The sequence below is a fragment of the Tenggerimyces flavus genome, assembly GCF_016907715.1.
Lineage (GTDB): Bacteria > Actinomycetota > Actinomycetes > Propionibacteriales > Actinopolymorphaceae > Tenggerimyces > Tenggerimyces flavus.
Genome location: NZ_JAFBCM010000001.1, coordinates 4084994 through 4101915, shown reverse-complemented (window position 1 = coordinate 4101915; position 16922 = coordinate 4084994). Strand labels below are relative to the sequence as shown.

Sequence of the window (16922 nt, the reverse complement as noted above, 5' to 3'; positions counted from 1 at the left end):
ATTACAGTGTTCCGTGTGAACACACTGGGGCTCGTACTCGTGGGCATCGCCATGGCGGTCGGGCTCGCTGGCATCGTCGTTCCGATCCTGCCCGGCATCATCCTGGTCTGGCTGGCGATCCTCGTCTGGGCGTTGGAGGAACAGAGCGCCGTCGGCTGGTGGATCCTCGCGATCACGGGCGTGCTGCTGATCGTGAGTCAGGTCGTCAAGTACGTCTTGCCTGGGCGTGATCTCTCGAAGGCTGGGGTGCCGAACAGCACCCTGTGGATCGGTGGCCTCGCCGCGCTGGTGGGCTTCTTCGTGATCCCGGTCGTGGGTGTGTTCGTGGGCTTCATCGCGGGGATCTACCTCGCGGAGCGGGTGCGCCTCAAGACCCACGACGCGGCCTGGCCCTCGACAGTGGCGGCCCTGAAGGCCGCAGGAATCTCGATCCTGGTGGAACTCGCCTTCGGCGTGGCGATGTTCCTCACCTGGCTGATCACCGTGATCGTCACCTAGCCGCCCAGGGGTTTGAATGAAGGGCACCTTCATTCGAACCTATTGAATGAAGGTGCCCTTCATTCAAAGAGGAGCGGAGACGGACGGCCCGGCTTCATCTGCACCACAAGAAGCCCGGGGGCCAACTGGCGACGCGAGCACGGCAGCAGACCGGCACCTGAAGCGGGCCTGGCCCGGGGAACTGTTCCGGGGGTGGGGCGGCGGCATTGAAACTGGTGGCCGGTCCGGGGCGGGTCAAGGGTCGAAGATCGCGAAGCGACGCCGCCCCACTGCGAAGCCGCCGCGGCGCCCTTGACGCGCCCCGGACCGGCCACCACAATCGACCGCCGCGACAGCCCACGCCAGCACCAAACGCGCGAACAACTCGCCAACGCACATTCGAGCTCCCACGTGAGAAGCGCCGTAGCCCAGAGACTTGTCAGTCGAACAAGCGAGCGCTGCGATGGCAACTCTTGGCAACCGCTTGCCCAGGTGTATAGATCGCTCTGACACTGGCTCCATCCATGTCGTGTTTGGCGAATGCCTGCGAGGTGTCGATGGCGCACTCGATGAGTCGAAGGCGGCTCTTGGCGGCAAGTGGAGTGGTGGCCGGAGGGTTCGCATTGTCAACTCTTGAAGCCAATTCGGCGCACGCGATCGGCCGGTGGCAGTCAAGGCTCGCGCGCGTCAACTCGCGCGGTCGGCTCGTCTATCAGGCCGACGCGTCCGGGAACCAGATCCCCGACTTCAGCCACGCCGGCTACCGGGGCGGCGGGCAGGAGCCGCCCGAACTCCCCACGGTGGCGACGATCCGGCCGGTCGACGGCGACAACACCGCTCACCTCCAGGCGGCGCTTGACGCCGTCGGCGTGCGGCCCAAAGACGCGAACGGGCACCGCGGGGCGCTGCTGCTCGAGGCCGGCACGTACCGCGTCGCCGGCACTGTACGGCTGAGGCACAGCGGCGTCGTCATCCGCGGCGTCGGCGACGACGAGGATCCCGCGACCAACACGGTGATCCGCGCGACCGGCGACACTCCGACGCACCGCGATGTGCTCGTGGTCGGAAGCGGCGCGAATACCCAATGGCGCGGGGAGAAACCCAACACCCGCACCAACGTCACAAGTGACCTCGTCAACGTCGGCCAACGCGAGTTCGACGTCGCCGACGGCAGCAAGTTCCGCCAGGGCGACAACGTCATCCTCGTCCACCCCTGCACCGCCGAGTGGCTCCAAGCCGTCGACGGCGGCGCGACCGGTATCGACGAGCCGTGGAGCGTCGGCAGCCAGCCGATCACGTACAACCGGTTCGTCACCGACGTCGACGGCAACCACGTCACGGTCGACGCTCCGGTCTTCAACCACCTCGACCGGTCACTCGCCCAGACCACCATCCACACCTGGGATCGTGCCAGCCTGGTGACCGAGTCGGGCGTGGAGAACCTCCGCATCCACATCGAGTTCGCCGGCGATCCGGACGTCGACGAGGCACACGCCTGGGTCGCGGTGAGGCTGCGCGGGCTCGAGGACGGATGGGTACGCGGCTGCACGTTCCGGCACTTCGCCAAGGCCGGCGTCGAGACGAACGAGACCACCCGCGTGACCGTGTCGGACTGCCGGGCGCTCGATCCGGCGTCGATCATCACCGGCGGCCTGCGCTACAACTTCAACACCGAGGGCTTCTCCCAGCACATTCTCTTCCAAGACTGCTACGCGACCAAGGCGCGGCACGCGTTCATCTCCAACGGCACGAGCGGCGCGTCCGGCATCGTGTTCCTGCGCGGCACGTCCGCCGGCAGCCTCGCGTCGTCGGAGGGACACCGGCGCTGGAGCCAGGGGATGCTGTTCGACAACCACCGCGAGGTCGCGCCGGCCGTCCAGATCACGCTCGGCCTGTACAACCGGGGCGACTACGGCACCGGGCACGGCTGGGCGACGGTCCACTCCGTCGCTTGGAACTGCGACCTGGCCGGCAGAACGCTGGTCGTGCAGCGCCCGCCTACCGGGCAGAACTATGCGATCGGCTGCCGCGGCATCGTCACCGGCGACGGCCCGTTCGACCACCCCACCGGCCACATCGAGGGCGCCAACCGCCCGGGTCTCACACCGGGATCGCTGTACGAGGCACAGCTGGCAGCACGGCTCAGAGGTTGAACGCCGCGCAGCGCACCATCGACGTGAACGTGAGCTCGCCGCCCTGGTGGGTCGCCGTGACACCCTGACCGACCTTGCCACGCACCGCCGCGAACTGCGCCGGCGTCGCCGACCAAACCTGCGCCACCAGGCAGGTGTCGAGGCGGTCGGCAGCCTGGCTGACGTTCGACCGCAGGTACGTCATGCCCGGCACCTTCGCCACCGCCTGCTGCCGCAGCTCTGCCGCGTGCGGCCCGAGCACGTCGGGACGCGCCGCGGCGGGCCGCACCTCGGTGCGGACGTCGAGCTCGACGCGCACGTCACCGTCCGGCTCGGTGGACACCCAGACAGTCAGATCGCTCGCCGCCGTCCAGCGAAGTCCGATCGCGCCATCGGGCCGCTTCACCTCGACCGGAGCCGTGCCGAACCGGCCCGGATCGGCGGTGGCCCGGTATGCCGCGAGCACGTGCTCGGGCTCGAGCTCTTCCCAGGCGTCCTCGACCTCGCCGAGGAGGTACTCCAGGTGCCAGGCGAACGTCGTCGCTCCCTTGCTCGCGCTGGCGGACTGCCAAGCCTGGTCGTCGAAGTCGGCCTCGGCAAGGATCGGGAGGGATCCGGGCAGGCCCAGCCGCTCGAGCTGTTCGACCCGCGCTGTGGACAGGTCGGTCCAGGTCAGGGGGTTGTCCTCAGGAAGGCAGTCCATCAGGAACACCTCTTCAGGAGGCCCGGCGCATTCGCCGGGCTCCGTCCGAAGGTCCTCGGTCCAGTCCGAGTCCGTGGCGAAGAAGGCGACCGCAGTGACGCCGCCGAGCATGACCACCGCGCAGATCGCCACGATCGCGGCGACCACGCCAGTGTTCTTCTTGCGCGGCGGTGGCGGGAACGCGTTCTGGCCAGGCACGTGGGCGTACGCGTACGGCTGCTGCGGTGGCACGAACGGCGGCGGCTGGTGCAAGCCCTGCAGATCGTCGACGAGTCCGGCGAGCTCGCCCACCGTCTTGGCGCTCACCGCGAGCCGCAGCCGCCGATCGAACTCCTCCGCGCTGAGCTGACCGTCCGCGGAACCGCGCCGCAGTAGCCCCATCGCGAACTCGCGGTCGGCGTCCCCGGCGCGCATCGTCGGCCACCTGTGCCACTCGCTGACCATCCCGGGCCCCCCTCAGAGCTGGAACGTCGTACAGTCGCGGAGCACCGCCTGGAAGACCAGCCGCGTACCGCCCTCGGGTTTGGCCTCGATCGTCGCGTCCAGATCCTTGGCCTGCTTGGCGATCTGGTCGAACTGGTCCGGCGTCGCCGACCAGACCTGCTCCAGCCGGCAGCTCGTGGCGCCGGTCCAGGTGACCTTCGAGCTCTCGTACATCATGCCGGGCACGGTCGCCGTGCGCAGGACTTTCAGCTGCTGCCGGAACTCACCGGAGACGTCCGGGCGCATGATCGAGGTCGAGGTGTCGACCGAGACGTCGAGCCGCACCCGCCAGCGCTCGCCGTCCGGCGTGATCGAGACCGTCAATGGGTACGGGCCGCCGGTCCAGTGGAGCTCGTTCGGGGTCTTCTGGCTCAGCGTCCCGTACGTCACCGGCGCCACGGTCGACCGGTAGACCTCCGCGAGGTGCTCCGCGATGACCGGCTCGCCCGGCTTTGACGCGAGGAGGTACTCCAGGTGCCAGCGGCGGGTGAGCTGCTGCCGTCCGTCCTCGTTGTACGTGGCGGAAACCCAACCGGGCTGAACGAACGTCGCGCGCGCCGGCACCGGCAGGTTGCCGGGGAGATCGAGATCCTTCTGCCGTTCGGCCGCCCGCGCCGACAGGCCCTCGTTGATCAGCGGGTTGCCGGCCGCGACGCAGCGCGCCAGGTCGACCTCGGCCGCGGGCACGCCGAAGCAGGGGTCGAGCGGGGCCACCGCCGCGGCCTCGGGCACCGGCGCGGCGGTCGGGGCCGTCATCGAGCTGTACGCGGTGGCGAGCGATCCGACGACCACCAAGGCCATGGCGCCGGCGACCAGCGCCGCGATCCCCCGCCTCCGGGAGCGGGTCCGGTCCGCGCGAGCCGGCGCGTAGACGTACGGGTACGGAGCCACCGGCACCACCGGAACCGGCGGCGGGTCCTCCAGGTCGTCGACCAGCGAGGCGAGCTCACCGAGCGTCCGGGCGCGCATCGCGATCGCGAGCCGCTGCTCGAACTCCTCGTAGCTGAGCTTCCCGTCCGCGGAAGCGTGCCGGAGCAGGCCCATCGCGTACTCGCGGTCGACGTCGCGAGCCCGGATCCGCGGACGCGACGCCCAGTCGCTGGTCATACGCCGGGCAGCTTGCAGTCGTTCTTGGTGGCCTTGAACCGGAGACGGAACACCTCGCCAGCCTTGGTCAGCTCCGCGCCCAGGTCCTGGGCGGCCGCCTGGATCCGCTGGTACTGACCCGCATCGGCCTCCCACTCCTGCCACAGCACGCACGTCGCGGGATCCGTCTGCTGGCTGACGGTCGACCCGACGTACTTCATCCCGTCCACGGTCTCGGTCTTCACCTTCTTGACCTCGTCCGCGTAGGCCCCGGCGACGTCCGGTCGGGCGACGGTGCCGTCGGTCGTCCGCGCGACGTCCAGCTCGACGCGCGCGCCGTCCGGCGAGTCGGTCGCCCGCATCGTGAGCGTGTACTGGCTGGCCGGCTGCCCCTGCTCGGGCGGCTCGTTCGCGTCGTCCCAGGTCAGCTCCGTGACGCCGACGTTCGGCGACGATTCGTCATAGTTGATGCCGAAGTCGTCCTGCTTGACCATGTAGCGATAGAGGTCGGCGACCGAGAACGCGTCGACGTTGGGGACGCTGTACGCGAGGTGCCAGCGGTACGTGGTCTTGGACTTGTCCATGCTGGCCGACAGTGTGGTGCCGCCCTCGAACTCCGCCAGGTTGGGGATCGGCAGGCTCGTCGGCAGGCCGAGGTCACGTTGGTAGAGGGTGGACAGGCCTCCCTGCGCGGCCGCGTTGTCGACCAGGCACTGCGAGGTCAGAGAAGGGTTGTCGAAGCAGGAGTTGTCGACCGGCTCGGCGCCGGCGCTGTCGTCGACGGACATCGACGGCGCTCGGTCCAGCACGCCGGTGAACAGCACCGCCACCATGCCGACGACCACTCCGGCGAGCACGATCCCGGCGACCGGGGTCAGGCTGCGACGCTGCCGCGACGGAACGGACTCCGGCGCGACGGGCACGGGTCTCGGCGGCGGCAGCGGTGGCGGCGGAACGCGCGGCGCCTGCAGATCGACGACCAGGCCGGCCAGCTCGCCGAGCGTGTCGGCCTCCATGGCCTTGCGGAGTCGATGGTCGAACTCCTCCGGTCTCAGCTGCCCGGCGACGGAGGCGTCGCGGAGTACGCCCATCGCGTAGTCGCGGTCGACGTCGCGGGCACGGACATGGGGACGGGAGGTCCAGTCGCTGATCAAGGCGAGTCCCTAGAAGGCGAGTGCGGCACAGTCGGCCGACGCACTGTACGTGAGCTGCTTGCCGTTGGAAAGCTCGGCGAGCTGGACGTTCGCTCCGTCCAGCTGGGTGCGGATCTTCGCATACTGCTCCGGCGTCGCCGACCAGACCTGTTCGAGCGCGCACCGGGTCGGGTTGGACTCGAGCTGGGTGACCCGCGACTGCAGGTAGATCATGCCGACCGTCGTCACGAACATGGTCTTGCGGAGCTCGTCGCCGAGCTCGCCGGCGACATCGGCCCTGGCCTGGGCCGGTCCGACAGTGGTCAGATCGATGAGCACACGGACGGAGCCCTTCGCCGTGTAGCTCGTCCGGACGGCGAGCTGATCGCCGGTCCCCTCCCCGGGCCAGACCAGCTCGATCCCTTCGCCCTCGGGGAGCTCGCGCTCGTCGTAGCCTCTGCCGCCGAGTCTGTTGAGCTGGACGCCGTCGCGGTAGAAGTCCGCGACGTGGCGTGGCTCGATCGGCTGGTCGGCGTCGGGAACGAGGTACTCCAGGTGCCAGCGGTGCGTGATCTCGCCGGTCGCCTGGTCGGTGCTCGCGGACTGCCAGTTGTGGCCGTCGAAGGCGGCGCCGGTCGGGATCGGAAGGGCGTTGGGCATGCCGAGGCGCTCGAGGTAGCTGGCTGCCTTCGGATCGGCGCCGGCCAGGTCCAGCGGGTTGACGAAGACGGTGCCGACGCACTCCGGTGAGTTCTCGCCGTTCGGATCCTCGAAGCAGTTCGTGGCGTACTCGTCGAAGGCAGGCCCACTGTCGCCGCCGTCCCTCAGCTCGCTGACGCCGCCCAGGAACAGCATGAGCACGAGACCACCGACCAGAACCCTGCCGAGACCGCCCCTGCGGCGGGGTGGCGCCGGTACGTACGCGACGGGTGCGGGCGCCTGCCGTACAGGAACGGGAACGGGAGCTGGCTGCTCCTGCAGGTCGCCGATGAGGCTCGCGAGCTCGCCGAGCGTCGTCGCGCGCATCGCCTGGCCGAGCCGCTGCTCGAACTCCGCGGTGGTCAGCTGACCGTCGACGGAGGCGTTGCGCAGCAGGCCCATCGCGTACTCGCGATCGACGTCGCGCGCGCGGATGGTCGGACGTGCGGCCCAGTCCCCCAGCATCGGATCCCCTCCCTAGAACGCCAGCGCCTCGCAGTCGGATCTCACTTCGGAGTACGTGATGTACTGCCGGTCGTCCAGCTCGACGACACGCGCGCCGACGTCCCGCACTGCTTTCTCGATCGCGTGGAACTCGGACGCGGTGGCGGACCATTCCTGTTCCACCGTGCACGTCGGGCCGCCGCCGATGGGCTGGACGATCCTCGACGACTCATACCTCATCTGCCCCGCCGAGACCCTGTTCTGGCGTTCCAGCAGCGGGGCCAGCGCGCCCGGGACGTCCGGTGCCCTCCGCATCGGCTGGATCGCGGTGGTGACGTCGAGCTCGACGCGGACGGCGCCTTGGTCAGGCAGGTCGGTCGCCCGCAGCTGGAGGGTGTAGTCGGCGGCGCCCCGCGAGGCGAGCGCGTCGGCCCAGCGCAGCTCGGTCGTCGCACGCGTCGGCTGTTGCTGGTCGACGGTCTCGCCGAACTGCTGCGGGTGAGCGGTGTCGCGGTAGAACTGCGCGACGGCGCTCGCGTCCACCGGGGTCTCGGCTTGGCTCAGGCGGTATTCGAGGTGCCAGCGGTACGTGGTCCGCGCGCCGTCGTTGCCGGCGGAGATCGTGGTGCCGCCGTCGAACTCAGCTCCGGCGGGGATCGGCAGCGTGCTGGGCAGCCCGAGGTCGGCGAGGTTGCTGTCGTACGCGCTCGTGCCGGCGAGCTGGAAGCGGTCGGGAACGTACACCGTGGTGCTGCCGCTGTCCTGCGGGCCCCCGTCGGCGGCGTCGAGGACCGCGCCGGCGGCCAGGAGCGCGGCAACTACGGCGACGAACGCGGCGATCCTGCGGCCGCGGCTGTGGGTGTAGCGCCTGGGCGCCGCCGCGAGTGGCCGGACCTGCGTCGCTGGGGCGGTCGGATGGCGGGGCTGGGTCGGGGTCTGCAGGTCGCCGACGAGGCCGGCCAGCTCGCCGAGCGTCTTGGCCCGCATGGCCTGGTCGAGCCGCTGCTCGAACTCCTCGGCGGTGAGCTGGCCGTCGACGGAGGCGTTCCGGAGCAGGCCGGCCGCATACTCGCGGTCGACGTCGGCGGCGCGAATCGTCGGCCGAGCTGACCACTCCCCCACCATGGCGGTCAGCGTACGGCCAACGGAGGCTTAACGCAGTGCGGCCCGACCAGGGGTTGGCCGGGGCCGCACTTGCGGCGTACGTACGCCGTGTCAGTCCAGGTAGTCGCGCAACACCTGCGAACGACTCGGGTGCCGCAGCTTGCTCATCGTCTTCGACTCGATCTGCCGGATCCGCTCTCGCGTCACCCCGTAGACCTTGCCGATCTCGTCGAGCGTCTTCGGCTGACCGTCGGTCAGCCCGAACCGCATCGACACCACACCGGCCTCGCGCTCGGACAACGTGTCCAAGATGCCCGACAGCTGGTCCTGCATCATCAGGAAGCCGACAGCCTCGGACGGCACGATGGCCTCGGAGTCCTCGATCAGGTCACCGAACTCCGAGTCGCCCTCCTCGCCGAGCGGCGTCGAGAGGGAGATCGGCTCGCGGCCGTACTTCTGCACCTCGACGACCTTCTCCGGCGTCATGTCGAGCTCCTTCGCGAGCTCTTCAGGCGTCGGCTCACGACCCAGGTCCTGCAGCATCTGCCGCTGCATCCGGGCGAGCTTGTTGATCACCTCGACCATGTGGACCGGGATCCGGATCGTACGAGCCTGGTCGGCCATCGCACGCGTGATCGCCTGCCGGATCCACCACGTCGCGTACGTGGAGAACTTGAAGCCCTTGGTGTAGTCGAACTTCTCCACCGCACGGATCAGGCCCAGGTTGCCCTCCTGGATCAGGTCCAGGAAGCCCATGCCGCGACCGGTGTAGCGCTTGGCCAGCGACACGACCAACCGCAGGTTGGCCTCGAGCAGATGGTCCTTGGCCTTGCGGCCGTCCTCGGCCACCCACTCCAGCTCGCCGACGTTGCCCTTGGCGTTGCCGTACTGGATCTCGTCCAGGCGCTCCTGGGAGAACAGGCCGGCCTCGATCCGCTTGGCGAGCTCGACCTCCTGCTCGGCACCGAGCAGCCGGACCTTGCCGATCTGCTTCAGGTAGTCCTTGACCGCGTCTGCCGTCGCACCAGCGACCAGCACCTGCTGCTCAGGCTCATCGGTGTCGTCCCCCTCCGAGAGCACGAAGCCTTCGTCCTCGACCTCGAGCTCTTTGGCGTCGGGTTCTGCGACCGCCGGTGTCTCGACCTCGGCTTCTTCAACGTCCACGCGGGTCTCCTCTAACGAGAAACCCCGTACCCCAGCGGAGGCGGGAGTACGGGGCCTTGAGGCCTTCTGACTTGCTGCCTCTCATTGTAACGGCCCTGCACAATCGCCACTCAGTCCAGATAGTCGCGCAGCACCTGCGACCTACTCGGATGGCGGAGCTTGCTCATAGTCTTCGACTCGATCTGGCGGATCCGCTCCCGGGTCACGCCGTAGACCTTGCCGATCTCATCCAACGTCTTCGGCTGACCGTCGGTCAGCCCGAACCGCATCGAGACCACCCCGGCCTCACGTTCGGACAGCGTGTCGAGCACCGCGTGCAGCTGCTCCTGGAGCAGCGTGAAGCTCACGGCGTCGGCCGGAACGATCGCCTCGGAGTCCTCGATCAGGTCACCGAACTCCGAGTCGCCGTCCTCGCCCAATGGAGTGTGCAGCGAGATCGGCTCACGGCCGTACTTCTGCACCTCGACGACCTTCTCCGGCGTCATGTCGAGCTCTCTGGCGAGCTCTTCAGGCGTCGGTTCGCGCCCGAGGTCCTGCAGCATCTGCCGCTGGACGCGGGCGAGCTTGTTGATCACCTCGACCATGTGGACGGGGATCCGGATCGTGCGGGCCTGGTCGGCCATCGCGCGGGTGATCGCCTGCCGGATCCACCAGGTGGCGTAGGTGGAGAACTTGTAGCCCTTGGTGTAGTCGAACTTCTCGACCGCGCGGATCAGGCCCAGGTTGCCTTCCTGGATGAGATCCAGGAACAGCATGCCGCGGCCGGTGTAGCGCTTCGCGAGGCTCACGACGAGTCGCAGGTTGGCCTCGAGCAGGTGGTTCTTTGCCCGGTGCCCGTCCTCGGCGATCCACTCGAACTCGGTGAGGTCGTCGCCGGTCGGCGGGGCGTCCTCGGCGTGCAGCTTCTCCTCGGCGAACAGGCCCGCCTCGATCCGCTTCGCGAGCTCGACCTCGAGCGCGGCGTTCAGCAGCGGGACCTTGCCGATCTGCTTCAGGTAGTCCTTGACCGGGTCGGCGGTCGCGCCGGCGACCATGACCTGCTGGACGGGCTCGTCGGCCTCGTCCGCTTCGGAGATGACGAAGCCCTCTTCCTCGGCCAGCTCGCCTTCGGCTGGTTCGAGCTCGGCTTCGGCGTCCTCGGAGTCGCCGTCACCGGCGCCGGCGGGCTTCGGCTCGGCGGTCTTCGCGGCCTTCTTGGCTTCGGTCTTGGCTTCGGTCTTGGCTTCGGTCTTGGCTTCGGTCTTGGCTTCGGCCTTCTTGGGCGCGGCCTTCGCGGTGGTCTTCTTCGCGTTCGGCTGGGCCGTCGGCTCGGTTGCCTCCGGGGCGGCGGCCAGCTTGGCCTTCGCCGACAGCTCGGGTTCGGTGGGTTCGCTCGCGGTCGTGGCCTTCGCGGCCGGGCGCTTCGCCGGAACGGTGGCGTCCTGCGTCACCGCGGCGGCAGCACGCTTCGAGGCGGCAGCTGCGACGCGCTTGCGTTCGTTGCGGGATGGGGTCGAGTCAACGGACACGGTCACACCCTCCTCGCCGAGATAGCGCAAGAGATCGACCCACTGAGTCTTTTCGATGCCGTTCTCCTCGCAGGCCCCACGCACCTCCTCCGCGGTGACGTGCCCGCGCTGCCGTCCAGATGCGACAAGCCGTTGGACCTCAGGGTGCTCGAGAAGCTGAGTCTTCCGGGAGGTGCGGGACGACACGAACTTCCTCTCGTCAGATCTGCGGTGGTGAGGATGGCCGGGAGATCGGCACTAGCACAAGAGACCATTCTGACACGCCGCGTCACCCATGTGCGCTCAGCGTCGGTTTGCAGCTGTTGTCGCGACATGAGGAAGCGCCTCACGTGAGGGGCCGGACTGGCTCAGGCTCCAAGGGTACCCGCTCGGTGTGGGTAGTGGGCGGACGTCGGCTCTAGCCGGCGGCGGCTGCCTTGGCGGCGGCCTTCTGGTCCTTCTTGTATGCCCGAACCTTGAGCAGCGAAGCCTGATCCACGACATCGGCGACGGACCGGAAGCCGGCGTTGCCGTACGGCGCGGTCGCGGCCTTCCAGCCGGTGGGCTTCACGTCGAGCTGCTTGGCGAGCAGCGCGAGGAAGATCTTCGCCTTGGCCTCGCCGAAGCCAGGCAGCTTCTGCAGCCGCTTCAGCGCCTCCTTGGCGGTCTTGGCCTCGGTCCACACCCGGGCGGCGTCGCCGTCGTACTCCTCGACGAGCAGCCGGGCGAGCGACTGCACGCGGGCCGCCATCGCGCCGGGGAACCGGTGGATCGCGGGCGGCTTGCTGCAGATCGCGGCGAACTCCTCCGGGTCGTACTCGGCGATCATCGCGGCGTCGATGGGACCGCCGAGGCGTTGCACGAGGACGTACGGACCGGAGAACGCCTTCTCCATCGGGACCTGCTGGTCGAGCAACATGCCGGTCAGCAACGAGAACGCGCTGCGGTCGAGCTCGGCGTCGGCTTCCGGACTACCGGCGAGGTGAAAACCCATGGGCGCAACCTTAATGACGTGGGGACGGCTCTATGTCGCTTTGACGGCGAGGACCGGGCAGGTGGCGTCGAGGAGGACGCGTTGGGAGTTGCTGCCGAGGATGAGCTTGCCGACGGGTGAGCGGCGACGGAGGCCGATGACGATGAGCTCGGCCTGCTCGCGTTCGGCCGTCTCGATCAGCTCCTCGGCGGCCTCGTGCCCGCTGGCGGGAACCCGTACCTCGGGCTCGATGCCGGTGCCGTCGAGCTCCCGGCGGACGACGGCCAGCGTCTCCTCGTCGACGGCATCGAGGTCGCGCTGGACGATGACGATCAGCAGCCGGTCAGCTTTCCGGATCCGTACCTCGCTGGCCGCCCTGCGTGCGGCGGCTTTGCCTTCCGGCTTGTCCACGTATCCGACGACGATGACGGCCATGGCCGGAGGGTACCGAAGCAACGGGGTGCCTGTGGACAGCCGTCGGCGTTCACCGGCCCGACGCGGCATTGTTGGTCGGCATGGTCGTGTCCCCCGTTTCTCCCGTCTCCCCGGTCCTTGCCCACCGGCTCGCCGGCTTCGTCCACGAGCTGCGGCAGCGCACTCGGCGTCGGTTGTTCCCGACGGTCGCCTTCCTGCAGCCGTTGGATGGTGCGGGTGTGCCGAACGGGAGCCGCGGCCCGAATCTGCTGACGCACGTGGCCGGGAGCGGGATCCTCGTGCCGGATCACGCGCTGCGGGTGGACCTGCTGTTGTTGAGCTTGGGCCGGGCTTCGAATCCGTCGAACGCGCTGGTGGTGACGCGCTCAGGAGTGGCGGAGTCCAACCCGTCCGACCTCGCCTGGTGGCGCGCTTGGAGAGCGGCGTGCGGGATCGCCGAACGCGAAGTCGGCCCGCTGCTCGTAGTGGTGCGCGAGGGGTGGCTGGACGTGCCGAACGACACGAGCGTCACCGTTCCCCGCCTCCGGAACCGCCGCAAAGCCGCCTAGCCGCGCCCGCCTCACGGCTGTGGGTGGTGTCGAGGACAAGGGCAGAGGTGGCGCCTGGTGCCCGGAGCAGGGGTGCGCCCGACACCGCGGGCACGAGCAACCCCGGCGCCGATGGCACAGGTGACGAGGCCTGGTGCCGAGGGCGCGGGTGACGCCCGGCGCCGAGGGCAGGGTGGTGGCGTGGCGAGGCTCGGGTAGCTGCGGCGCGTTGGGGCATCGCGGGGGCGACGGCCACTCCGAGGGCTGACGGCGCGAGCACGGGGTGGCGCACGACGCCGCGAGCAAGGGCGGCGCGAGGGACCGAGTGGCGCTGCGAGGCCCCGGTGACTGCAGCGCGTTGCCGCATCGCGAGCCGATGGCCGCCGGGCAATGGCGGCCTGTGGATATCGAAGAGCGTGGAGACTTTTGGTCGCTATAGCGACCAAAAGTCTCCGCGCTAATTGTTTGGGGAGCAGCCCTGCGCCACCGCCCGCCCTGCGCCATCGCCCGGGTCCGCAGCCGCCGCGGCAGCCGCTCGGCCAACGGCAACGCCGCCCACCAGCTGCCCCGCACTACCGCCCGCCCCCGCGGCCAGGCCGAGGGGTTGCCTGGGCCGCTGGTGGGTGGCCTGACCAGTGGGTGACCGCTAGTGGACAATGTCCACGGTCAGTTGCAGCGCGTCCTCGCTGCGTAACTGACCGTTTCGGCAGAATCCTCCCTACTTCTGGGTAGCAACGCGAGCATCCGATCGGCGGAAGGGCCTTGGCGAACGGGTGTGATCGATGCGACCCTCCCAACAGGGCCGAGGGACAAGGCGGGCGCGATGGGGAAAGACGTCGAGCACCGGGTATTTACTCGTGAGGACCGAACGCGCTTCCGGCACAAGGTTCGGCGATGTCTGGATGCCGTGGCGCGGATGCTGCAGGAGTCGATGTTCGACGTCGACCAGCCGTACATGGGCCTCGAGATCGAGTTCAACCTGATCGATGAGCGAGCAGACCCGGCTCTACGCAACGCGGAGGTGCTCGACGCGATCGCCGATCCGGCGTTCCAGACCGAGCTCGCGCAGTTCAACATCGAGATCAACATCGATCCGCGCCGGCTGTGGGGCGTCGCGTTCAAGGAGTTCGAGGACGACCTGCGCGACCACCTGAACGGCGCGGACGCGAAGGCACGCTCGGCGGGCGCTCGGCTCGTCATGGTCGGCATCCTGCCCACGCTCACGACCGAGCACATGACGCTCGAAGCGTTGTCGGCGAACCCGCGGTACGAGCTCCTCAACGAGCAGATCTTCACCCAGCGCGGCGAGGACGTACGCATCTCGATCGACGGCATCGAGCGGCTCAGCATGACCTCGGACTCGATCACGCCCGAGGCCTGCTGCACGAGCACGCAGTTGCACGTCCAGGTGAGCCCCGAGACGTTCCCCGCGTACTGGAACGCCGCCCAGTCGATCGCCGGCGTGCAGGCCGCGACCAGCGCGAACTCCCCGTTCCTGTTCGGCAAGGAGCTCTGGCGCGAGACCCGGATCACCCTGTTCCAGCAGGCGATCGACACCCGGACCGACGAGCTCAAGGCCCAGGGCGTACGACCGCGCGTATGGTTCGGCGAACGGTGGATCTCCTCGATCTTCGACCTGTTCGAGGAGAACGCGCGCTACTTCCCCGCGCTGCTCCCCGTCTGCGAGGACGAGGACCCGATCGAGATGCTCGACCGCGGCCGCGCCCCCGCGCTGCACGAGCTCAGGCTGCACAACGGGACGATCTACCGCTGGAACCGTCCTGTGTACGACGTCGTGCACGGCAAGCCGCACCTGCGCGTGGAGAACCGCGTGCTGCCCGCCGGTCCCACCGTCGTCGACACGCTGGCGAACGCGGCGTTCTACTTCGGCCTGGTCCGCCAGCTCGCCGAGGAAGAGCGCCCGGTGTGGACGCGGATGTCGTTCGGCGCGGCGGAGGAGAACTTCGTCGCCGGCTCTCGCGACGGCATGGACGCCCAGCTGTACTGGCCTGGCATCGGCACGATCGCCGCGCCCGAGCTGGTGCTGCGCAAGCTGCTGCCGCTCGCCCACCAGGGCTTGGACCGGTGGGGCGTCGACGCGACCCAGCGTGACTGGCTGCTCGGCCTGATCGAGCAGCGCTGCCTGTCCGGCCAGAACGGCGCGTCCTGGATGGCACAGACGTTCCACCGGCTGTTCGACGACGGCCGGATGGATCGGATGGACGCGCTGCGAGAGATGACCCGGCGGTACGCCGACAACATGTCGGAGAACGTGCCCGTCCACACCTGGGCCATCGACTAGGTCGACGAGGCCCTGACGCTCGTATCACAACTTCTCACTGTCCGTACCGATTCCGTTTCGATGACGGTCGCGTGTTCGGGAACCGGACAGAAAGTCGCGGAGTTTTCTCCTTCGAGGGGCAACCGAGGTCCCAAAAGAGGCGTCTCTTACTGCGACGAGAGGAGGTCGTACGGATGTCTACACCGCGACGTCGTGCCCCCCGCATGGACCGGCGCACCATCATGACCGAGCGTTCGTGGACCTGGCAGGAGCAGGCCGCGTGCAGGCGGAAGTCGAACGACCTTTTCTACGGACCGGAGGGCGAGAAGCCCCTCCAGCGCGAGTCCCGCGAGTCGCGAGCGGTGGAGATCTGCGCGGAGTGCCCGGTGCGTGAAGCCTGCCTGACCCACGCTCTGTCCGTGCCCGAGGCCTACGGGGTGTGGGGCGGAACGACCGAGTCGGCGCGGCTCGCCTTGCGACGCCGCCGCGCCTCCGCGGCCTGACACTTTCGGGAGGATAGGGACATATCGAGGACGCTTGCCTGGCGAGGTGGGTCGGTGGCTGACCTGCCTCCTTGTGGAGGCCAAACCCCCGACTCGACTGTCGGCATCGCCAGGCCGGTACCGGATGTTCACCGCGCTCCTGCTCTGGCGTGACGTCCGCGCGAGTCCTTCTTTAGCGGGGATTTAGCGGACGCCGTACGTCACAGCGTGCATGGGCGTGAGCTCGAACCAGCCGAGCTCGCGGAACCCGTGCCGCCCCAACAGGTCGTCGTACGTCGCCCGCGGCAGCAGCTGGTCGTCGATCTGTGCCTCGAAGTACTGGATGCCCGACATGATCCGTCCGGGCACGGTACGCAGGCCCGCGTCGGTGTCCGGGAACGGGAAGTCCGAGATCACGAACCAGCCGCCGTCCTTCAGCGCGCGGTGAACGTTCGCCGTGACCTTGTCCAGGTCGCGGCATTCGTGCATGGAAATGTTGTTCGTGACGAGGTCGAACTCCGCCTCGAACGTCACATCCTCCAGCGGGCTGTGCACCAGCGAGACGCGGTCGTCGATGCCGTGCTCCTTGATCCGTTCGGCCGCCAGCTCCAGCGAGTGCGCGTCGCCGTCGGTGCCGACGATCGTGGCGTTCGGGTACGTCTGGGCGAGCAGGACGAGTCCGACGCCCGCGCCGCAGGAGGTGTCGAGGATGCGGGCCGGTAGTTCGAGCCGCTCCGCGAGCCCCGGGACCTTCGCCAGGCCGGCGGGGACGAGACGGCGATAGAACGGGGTGCCGGTGCCGCTCACCGCGGCGATGAACTCGGGGCTGCAGCCGTCCCACCAGAGCCGTTCGCCGGTCTCGAGGTTCTGCTCGAGGCGGGTGAGCAGCTCGTGCTGTTCGAGGACGATGAACACACCGCCCACGTACGTGGGGGATTCCTTGTCCAGCAGCAGCGTCGCCATGTGCGGCGCGAGTCGTACGCCGCCGGTGTCGGTGCGGTCGAGAACGCCGGCGCCGATGGCGGCGCGGCCCCAAACCGCGAGGTAGAACGCGTCGAACCCGTGCTTGGCCGCGAGGTCGTCGATGCTGATCCCGTCCGGTTCGTGCGCGAGTGTCTGGAACAACCCGTTGCGTAAGCCGATCGCGATCGTGCGGTGTCCTACGTAACCTGCGAGCTGCTGCATGAGCGTGCCGGCCTGGTCCTTGACGGTGAGTACGTCGGTCATGGTGTCTCCTTCAGCTGTCATGTCAGAGACTTTGCGGCCGAACCAAGCCCGGAACTAGTCCAGTTTCTGTACCGTCGCTTTCGGG

General features: G+C 68.8%; 14 protein-coding genes and 1 pseudogene. 5 read left to right on the top strand and 10 right to left on the bottom strand.

Annotation, left to right across the window (positions count from 1 at the left end; translation table 11 throughout):
* The first annotated feature begins 15 nt into the window (after nucleotides 1-15).
* Both JOD67_RS19175 and JOD67_RS19170 read left to right on the top strand, forming a co-directional pair.
* A complete protein-coding gene (locus JOD67_RS19175) occupies nucleotides 16-498 on the top strand; it encodes a DUF456 domain-containing protein (protein ID WP_205118978.1) in 483 nt (160 codons plus the stop codon).
* A gap of 602 nt (nucleotides 499-1100) precedes the next feature.
* A complete protein-coding gene (locus JOD67_RS19170; RefSeq protein WP_205118977.1) occupies nucleotides 1101-2630 on the top strand; it encodes a pectate lyase family protein in 1530 nt (509 codons plus the stop codon).
* Here the strand turns inward: JOD67_RS19170 and JOD67_RS19165 are convergent.
* From JOD67_RS19165 to JOD67_RS19125, 9 genes and pseudogenes are all read right to left on the bottom strand, one after another.
* Nucleotides 2620-3726 (bottom strand): DUF1707 SHOCT-like domain-containing protein, encoded by a 1107-nt coding sequence (locus tag JOD67_RS19165; RefSeq protein ID WP_205118976.1) that lies wholly within the window; start codon nucleotides 3724-3726, stop codon nucleotides 2620-2622. The genes JOD67_RS19170 and JOD67_RS19165 overlap by 11 nt on opposite strands.
* 42 nt (nucleotides 3727-3768) lie before the next feature.
* On the bottom strand, nucleotides 3769-4902 hold the full coding sequence (locus JOD67_RS19160; RefSeq protein WP_205118975.1) for a DUF1707 SHOCT-like domain-containing protein: 1134 nt from the start codon (nucleotides 4900-4902) through the stop codon (nucleotides 3769-3771).
* Nucleotides 4899-6035: a DUF1707 SHOCT-like domain-containing protein gene (locus JOD67_RS19155; RefSeq protein WP_205118974.1), complete on the bottom strand. Its 1137-nt coding sequence runs from the start codon at nucleotides 6033-6035 to the stop codon at nucleotides 4899-4901. The genes JOD67_RS19160 and JOD67_RS19155 overlap by 4 nt, the downstream gene beginning before the upstream one ends.
* A gap of 9 nt (nucleotides 6036-6044) precedes the next feature.
* On the bottom strand, nucleotides 6045-7178 hold the full coding sequence (locus tag JOD67_RS19150) for a DUF1707 SHOCT-like domain-containing protein (protein WP_205118973.1): 1134 nt from the start codon (nucleotides 7176-7178) through the stop codon (nucleotides 6045-6047).
* A gap of 12 nt (nucleotides 7179-7190) precedes the next feature.
* Complete coding sequence (locus tag JOD67_RS19145) at nucleotides 7191-8282, bottom strand: DUF1707 SHOCT-like domain-containing protein (RefSeq protein ID WP_205118972.1); 1092 nt, start codon at nucleotides 8280-8282, stop codon at nucleotides 7191-7193.
* A gap of 90 nt (nucleotides 8283-8372) precedes the next feature.
* A pseudogene (locus tag JOD67_RS19140) lies at nucleotides 8373-9422 on the bottom strand (RNA polymerase sigma factor); the annotation flags it as partial.
* 113 nt (nucleotides 9423-9535) lie between these two features.
* Nucleotides 9536-11119 carry an RNA polymerase sigma factor gene (locus JOD67_RS41965; RefSeq protein WP_205118970.1) on the bottom strand — a complete coding sequence of 528 codons (1584 nt, stop codon included), beginning with the start codon at nucleotides 11117-11119 and terminating at the stop codon, nucleotides 9536-9538.
* Nucleotides 11120-11330: 211 nt separating this feature from the next.
* Entirely contained in the window at nucleotides 11331-11906 is a 576-nt protein-coding gene (locus JOD67_RS19130; protein WP_205118969.1) for an HhH-GPD-type base excision DNA repair protein, read from the bottom strand.
* Between the two features lie 30 nt (nucleotides 11907-11936).
* A complete protein-coding gene (locus JOD67_RS19125) occupies nucleotides 11937-12320 on the bottom strand; it encodes a universal stress protein (RefSeq protein ID WP_205118968.1) in 384 nt (127 codons plus the stop codon).
* 80 nt (nucleotides 12321-12400) lie between these two features.
* Here JOD67_RS19125 and JOD67_RS19120 point away from each other — a divergent pair, with 80 nt between their 5' ends.
* The 3 genes from JOD67_RS19120 (at nucleotide 12401) to JOD67_RS19110 (ending at nucleotide 15631) form a co-directional block, all read left to right on the top strand.
* Nucleotides 12401-12868 (top strand): hypothetical protein, encoded by a 468-nt coding sequence (locus JOD67_RS19120; protein WP_205118967.1) that lies wholly within the window; start codon nucleotides 12401-12403, stop codon nucleotides 12866-12868.
* An 895-nt stretch (nucleotides 12869-13763) separates the two neighbouring features.
* Nucleotides 13764-15149: a glutamate-cysteine ligase family protein gene (locus JOD67_RS19115; RefSeq protein ID WP_307782454.1), complete on the top strand. Its 1386-nt coding sequence runs from the start codon at nucleotides 13764-13766 to the stop codon at nucleotides 15147-15149.
* 221 nt (nucleotides 15150-15370) lie between these two features.
* Complete coding sequence (locus JOD67_RS19110; protein WP_239553912.1) at nucleotides 15371-15631, top strand: WhiB family transcriptional regulator; 261 nt, start codon at nucleotides 15371-15373, stop codon at nucleotides 15629-15631.
* A gap of 183 nt (nucleotides 15632-15814) precedes the next feature.
* On the opposite strand, the gene JOD67_RS19105 is transcribed toward JOD67_RS19110, so the two are convergent.
* On the bottom strand, nucleotides 15815-16837 hold the full coding sequence (locus JOD67_RS19105) for a class I SAM-dependent methyltransferase (RefSeq protein ID WP_205118964.1): 1023 nt from the start codon (nucleotides 16835-16837) through the stop codon (nucleotides 15815-15817).
* Between the last annotated feature and the right edge of the window lie 85 nt (nucleotides 16838-16922).

Bases quoted from the DNA above. Each gene is read 5' to 3' on its own strand.
- JOD67_RS19150 (WP_205118973.1), bottom strand. From the start codon at position 7,178: ATGCTGGGGGACTGGGCCGCACGTCCGACCATCCGCGCGCGCGACGTC.
- JOD67_RS19145 (WP_205118972.1), bottom strand. From the start codon at position 8,282: ATGGTGGGGGAGTGGTCAGCTCGGCCGACGATTCGCGCCGCCGACGTC.
- JOD67_RS19110 (WP_239553912.1), top strand. From the start codon at position 15,371: ATGACCGAGCGTTCGTGGACCTGGCAGGAGCAGGCCGCGTGCAGGCGG.
- JOD67_RS19115 (WP_307782454.1), top strand. From the start codon at position 13,764: ATGCTGCAGGAGTCGATGTTCGACGTCGACCAGCCGTACATGGGCCTC.
- JOD67_RS19160 (WP_205118975.1), bottom strand. From the start codon at position 4,902: ATGACCAGCGACTGGGCGTCGCGTCCGCGGATCCGGGCTCGCGACGTC.
- JOD67_RS19125 (WP_205118968.1), bottom strand. From the start codon at position 12,320: ATGGCCGTCATCGTCGTCGGATACGTGGACAAGCCGGAAGGCAAAGCC.
- JOD67_RS19120 (WP_205118967.1), top strand. From the start codon at position 12,401: ATGGTCGTGTCCCCCGTTTCTCCCGTCTCCCCGGTCCTTGCCCACCGG.
- JOD67_RS19165 (WP_205118976.1), bottom strand. From the start codon at position 3,726: ATGCGCGCCGGGGACGCCGACCGCGAGTTCGCGATGGGGCTACTGCGG.
- JOD67_RS19105 (WP_205118964.1), bottom strand. From the start codon at position 16,837: ATGACCGACGTACTCACCGTCAAGGACCAGGCCGGCACGCTCATGCAG.
- JOD67_RS19130 (WP_205118969.1), bottom strand. From the start codon at position 11,906: ATGGGTTTTCACCTCGCCGGTAGTCCGGAAGCCGACGCCGAGCTCGAC.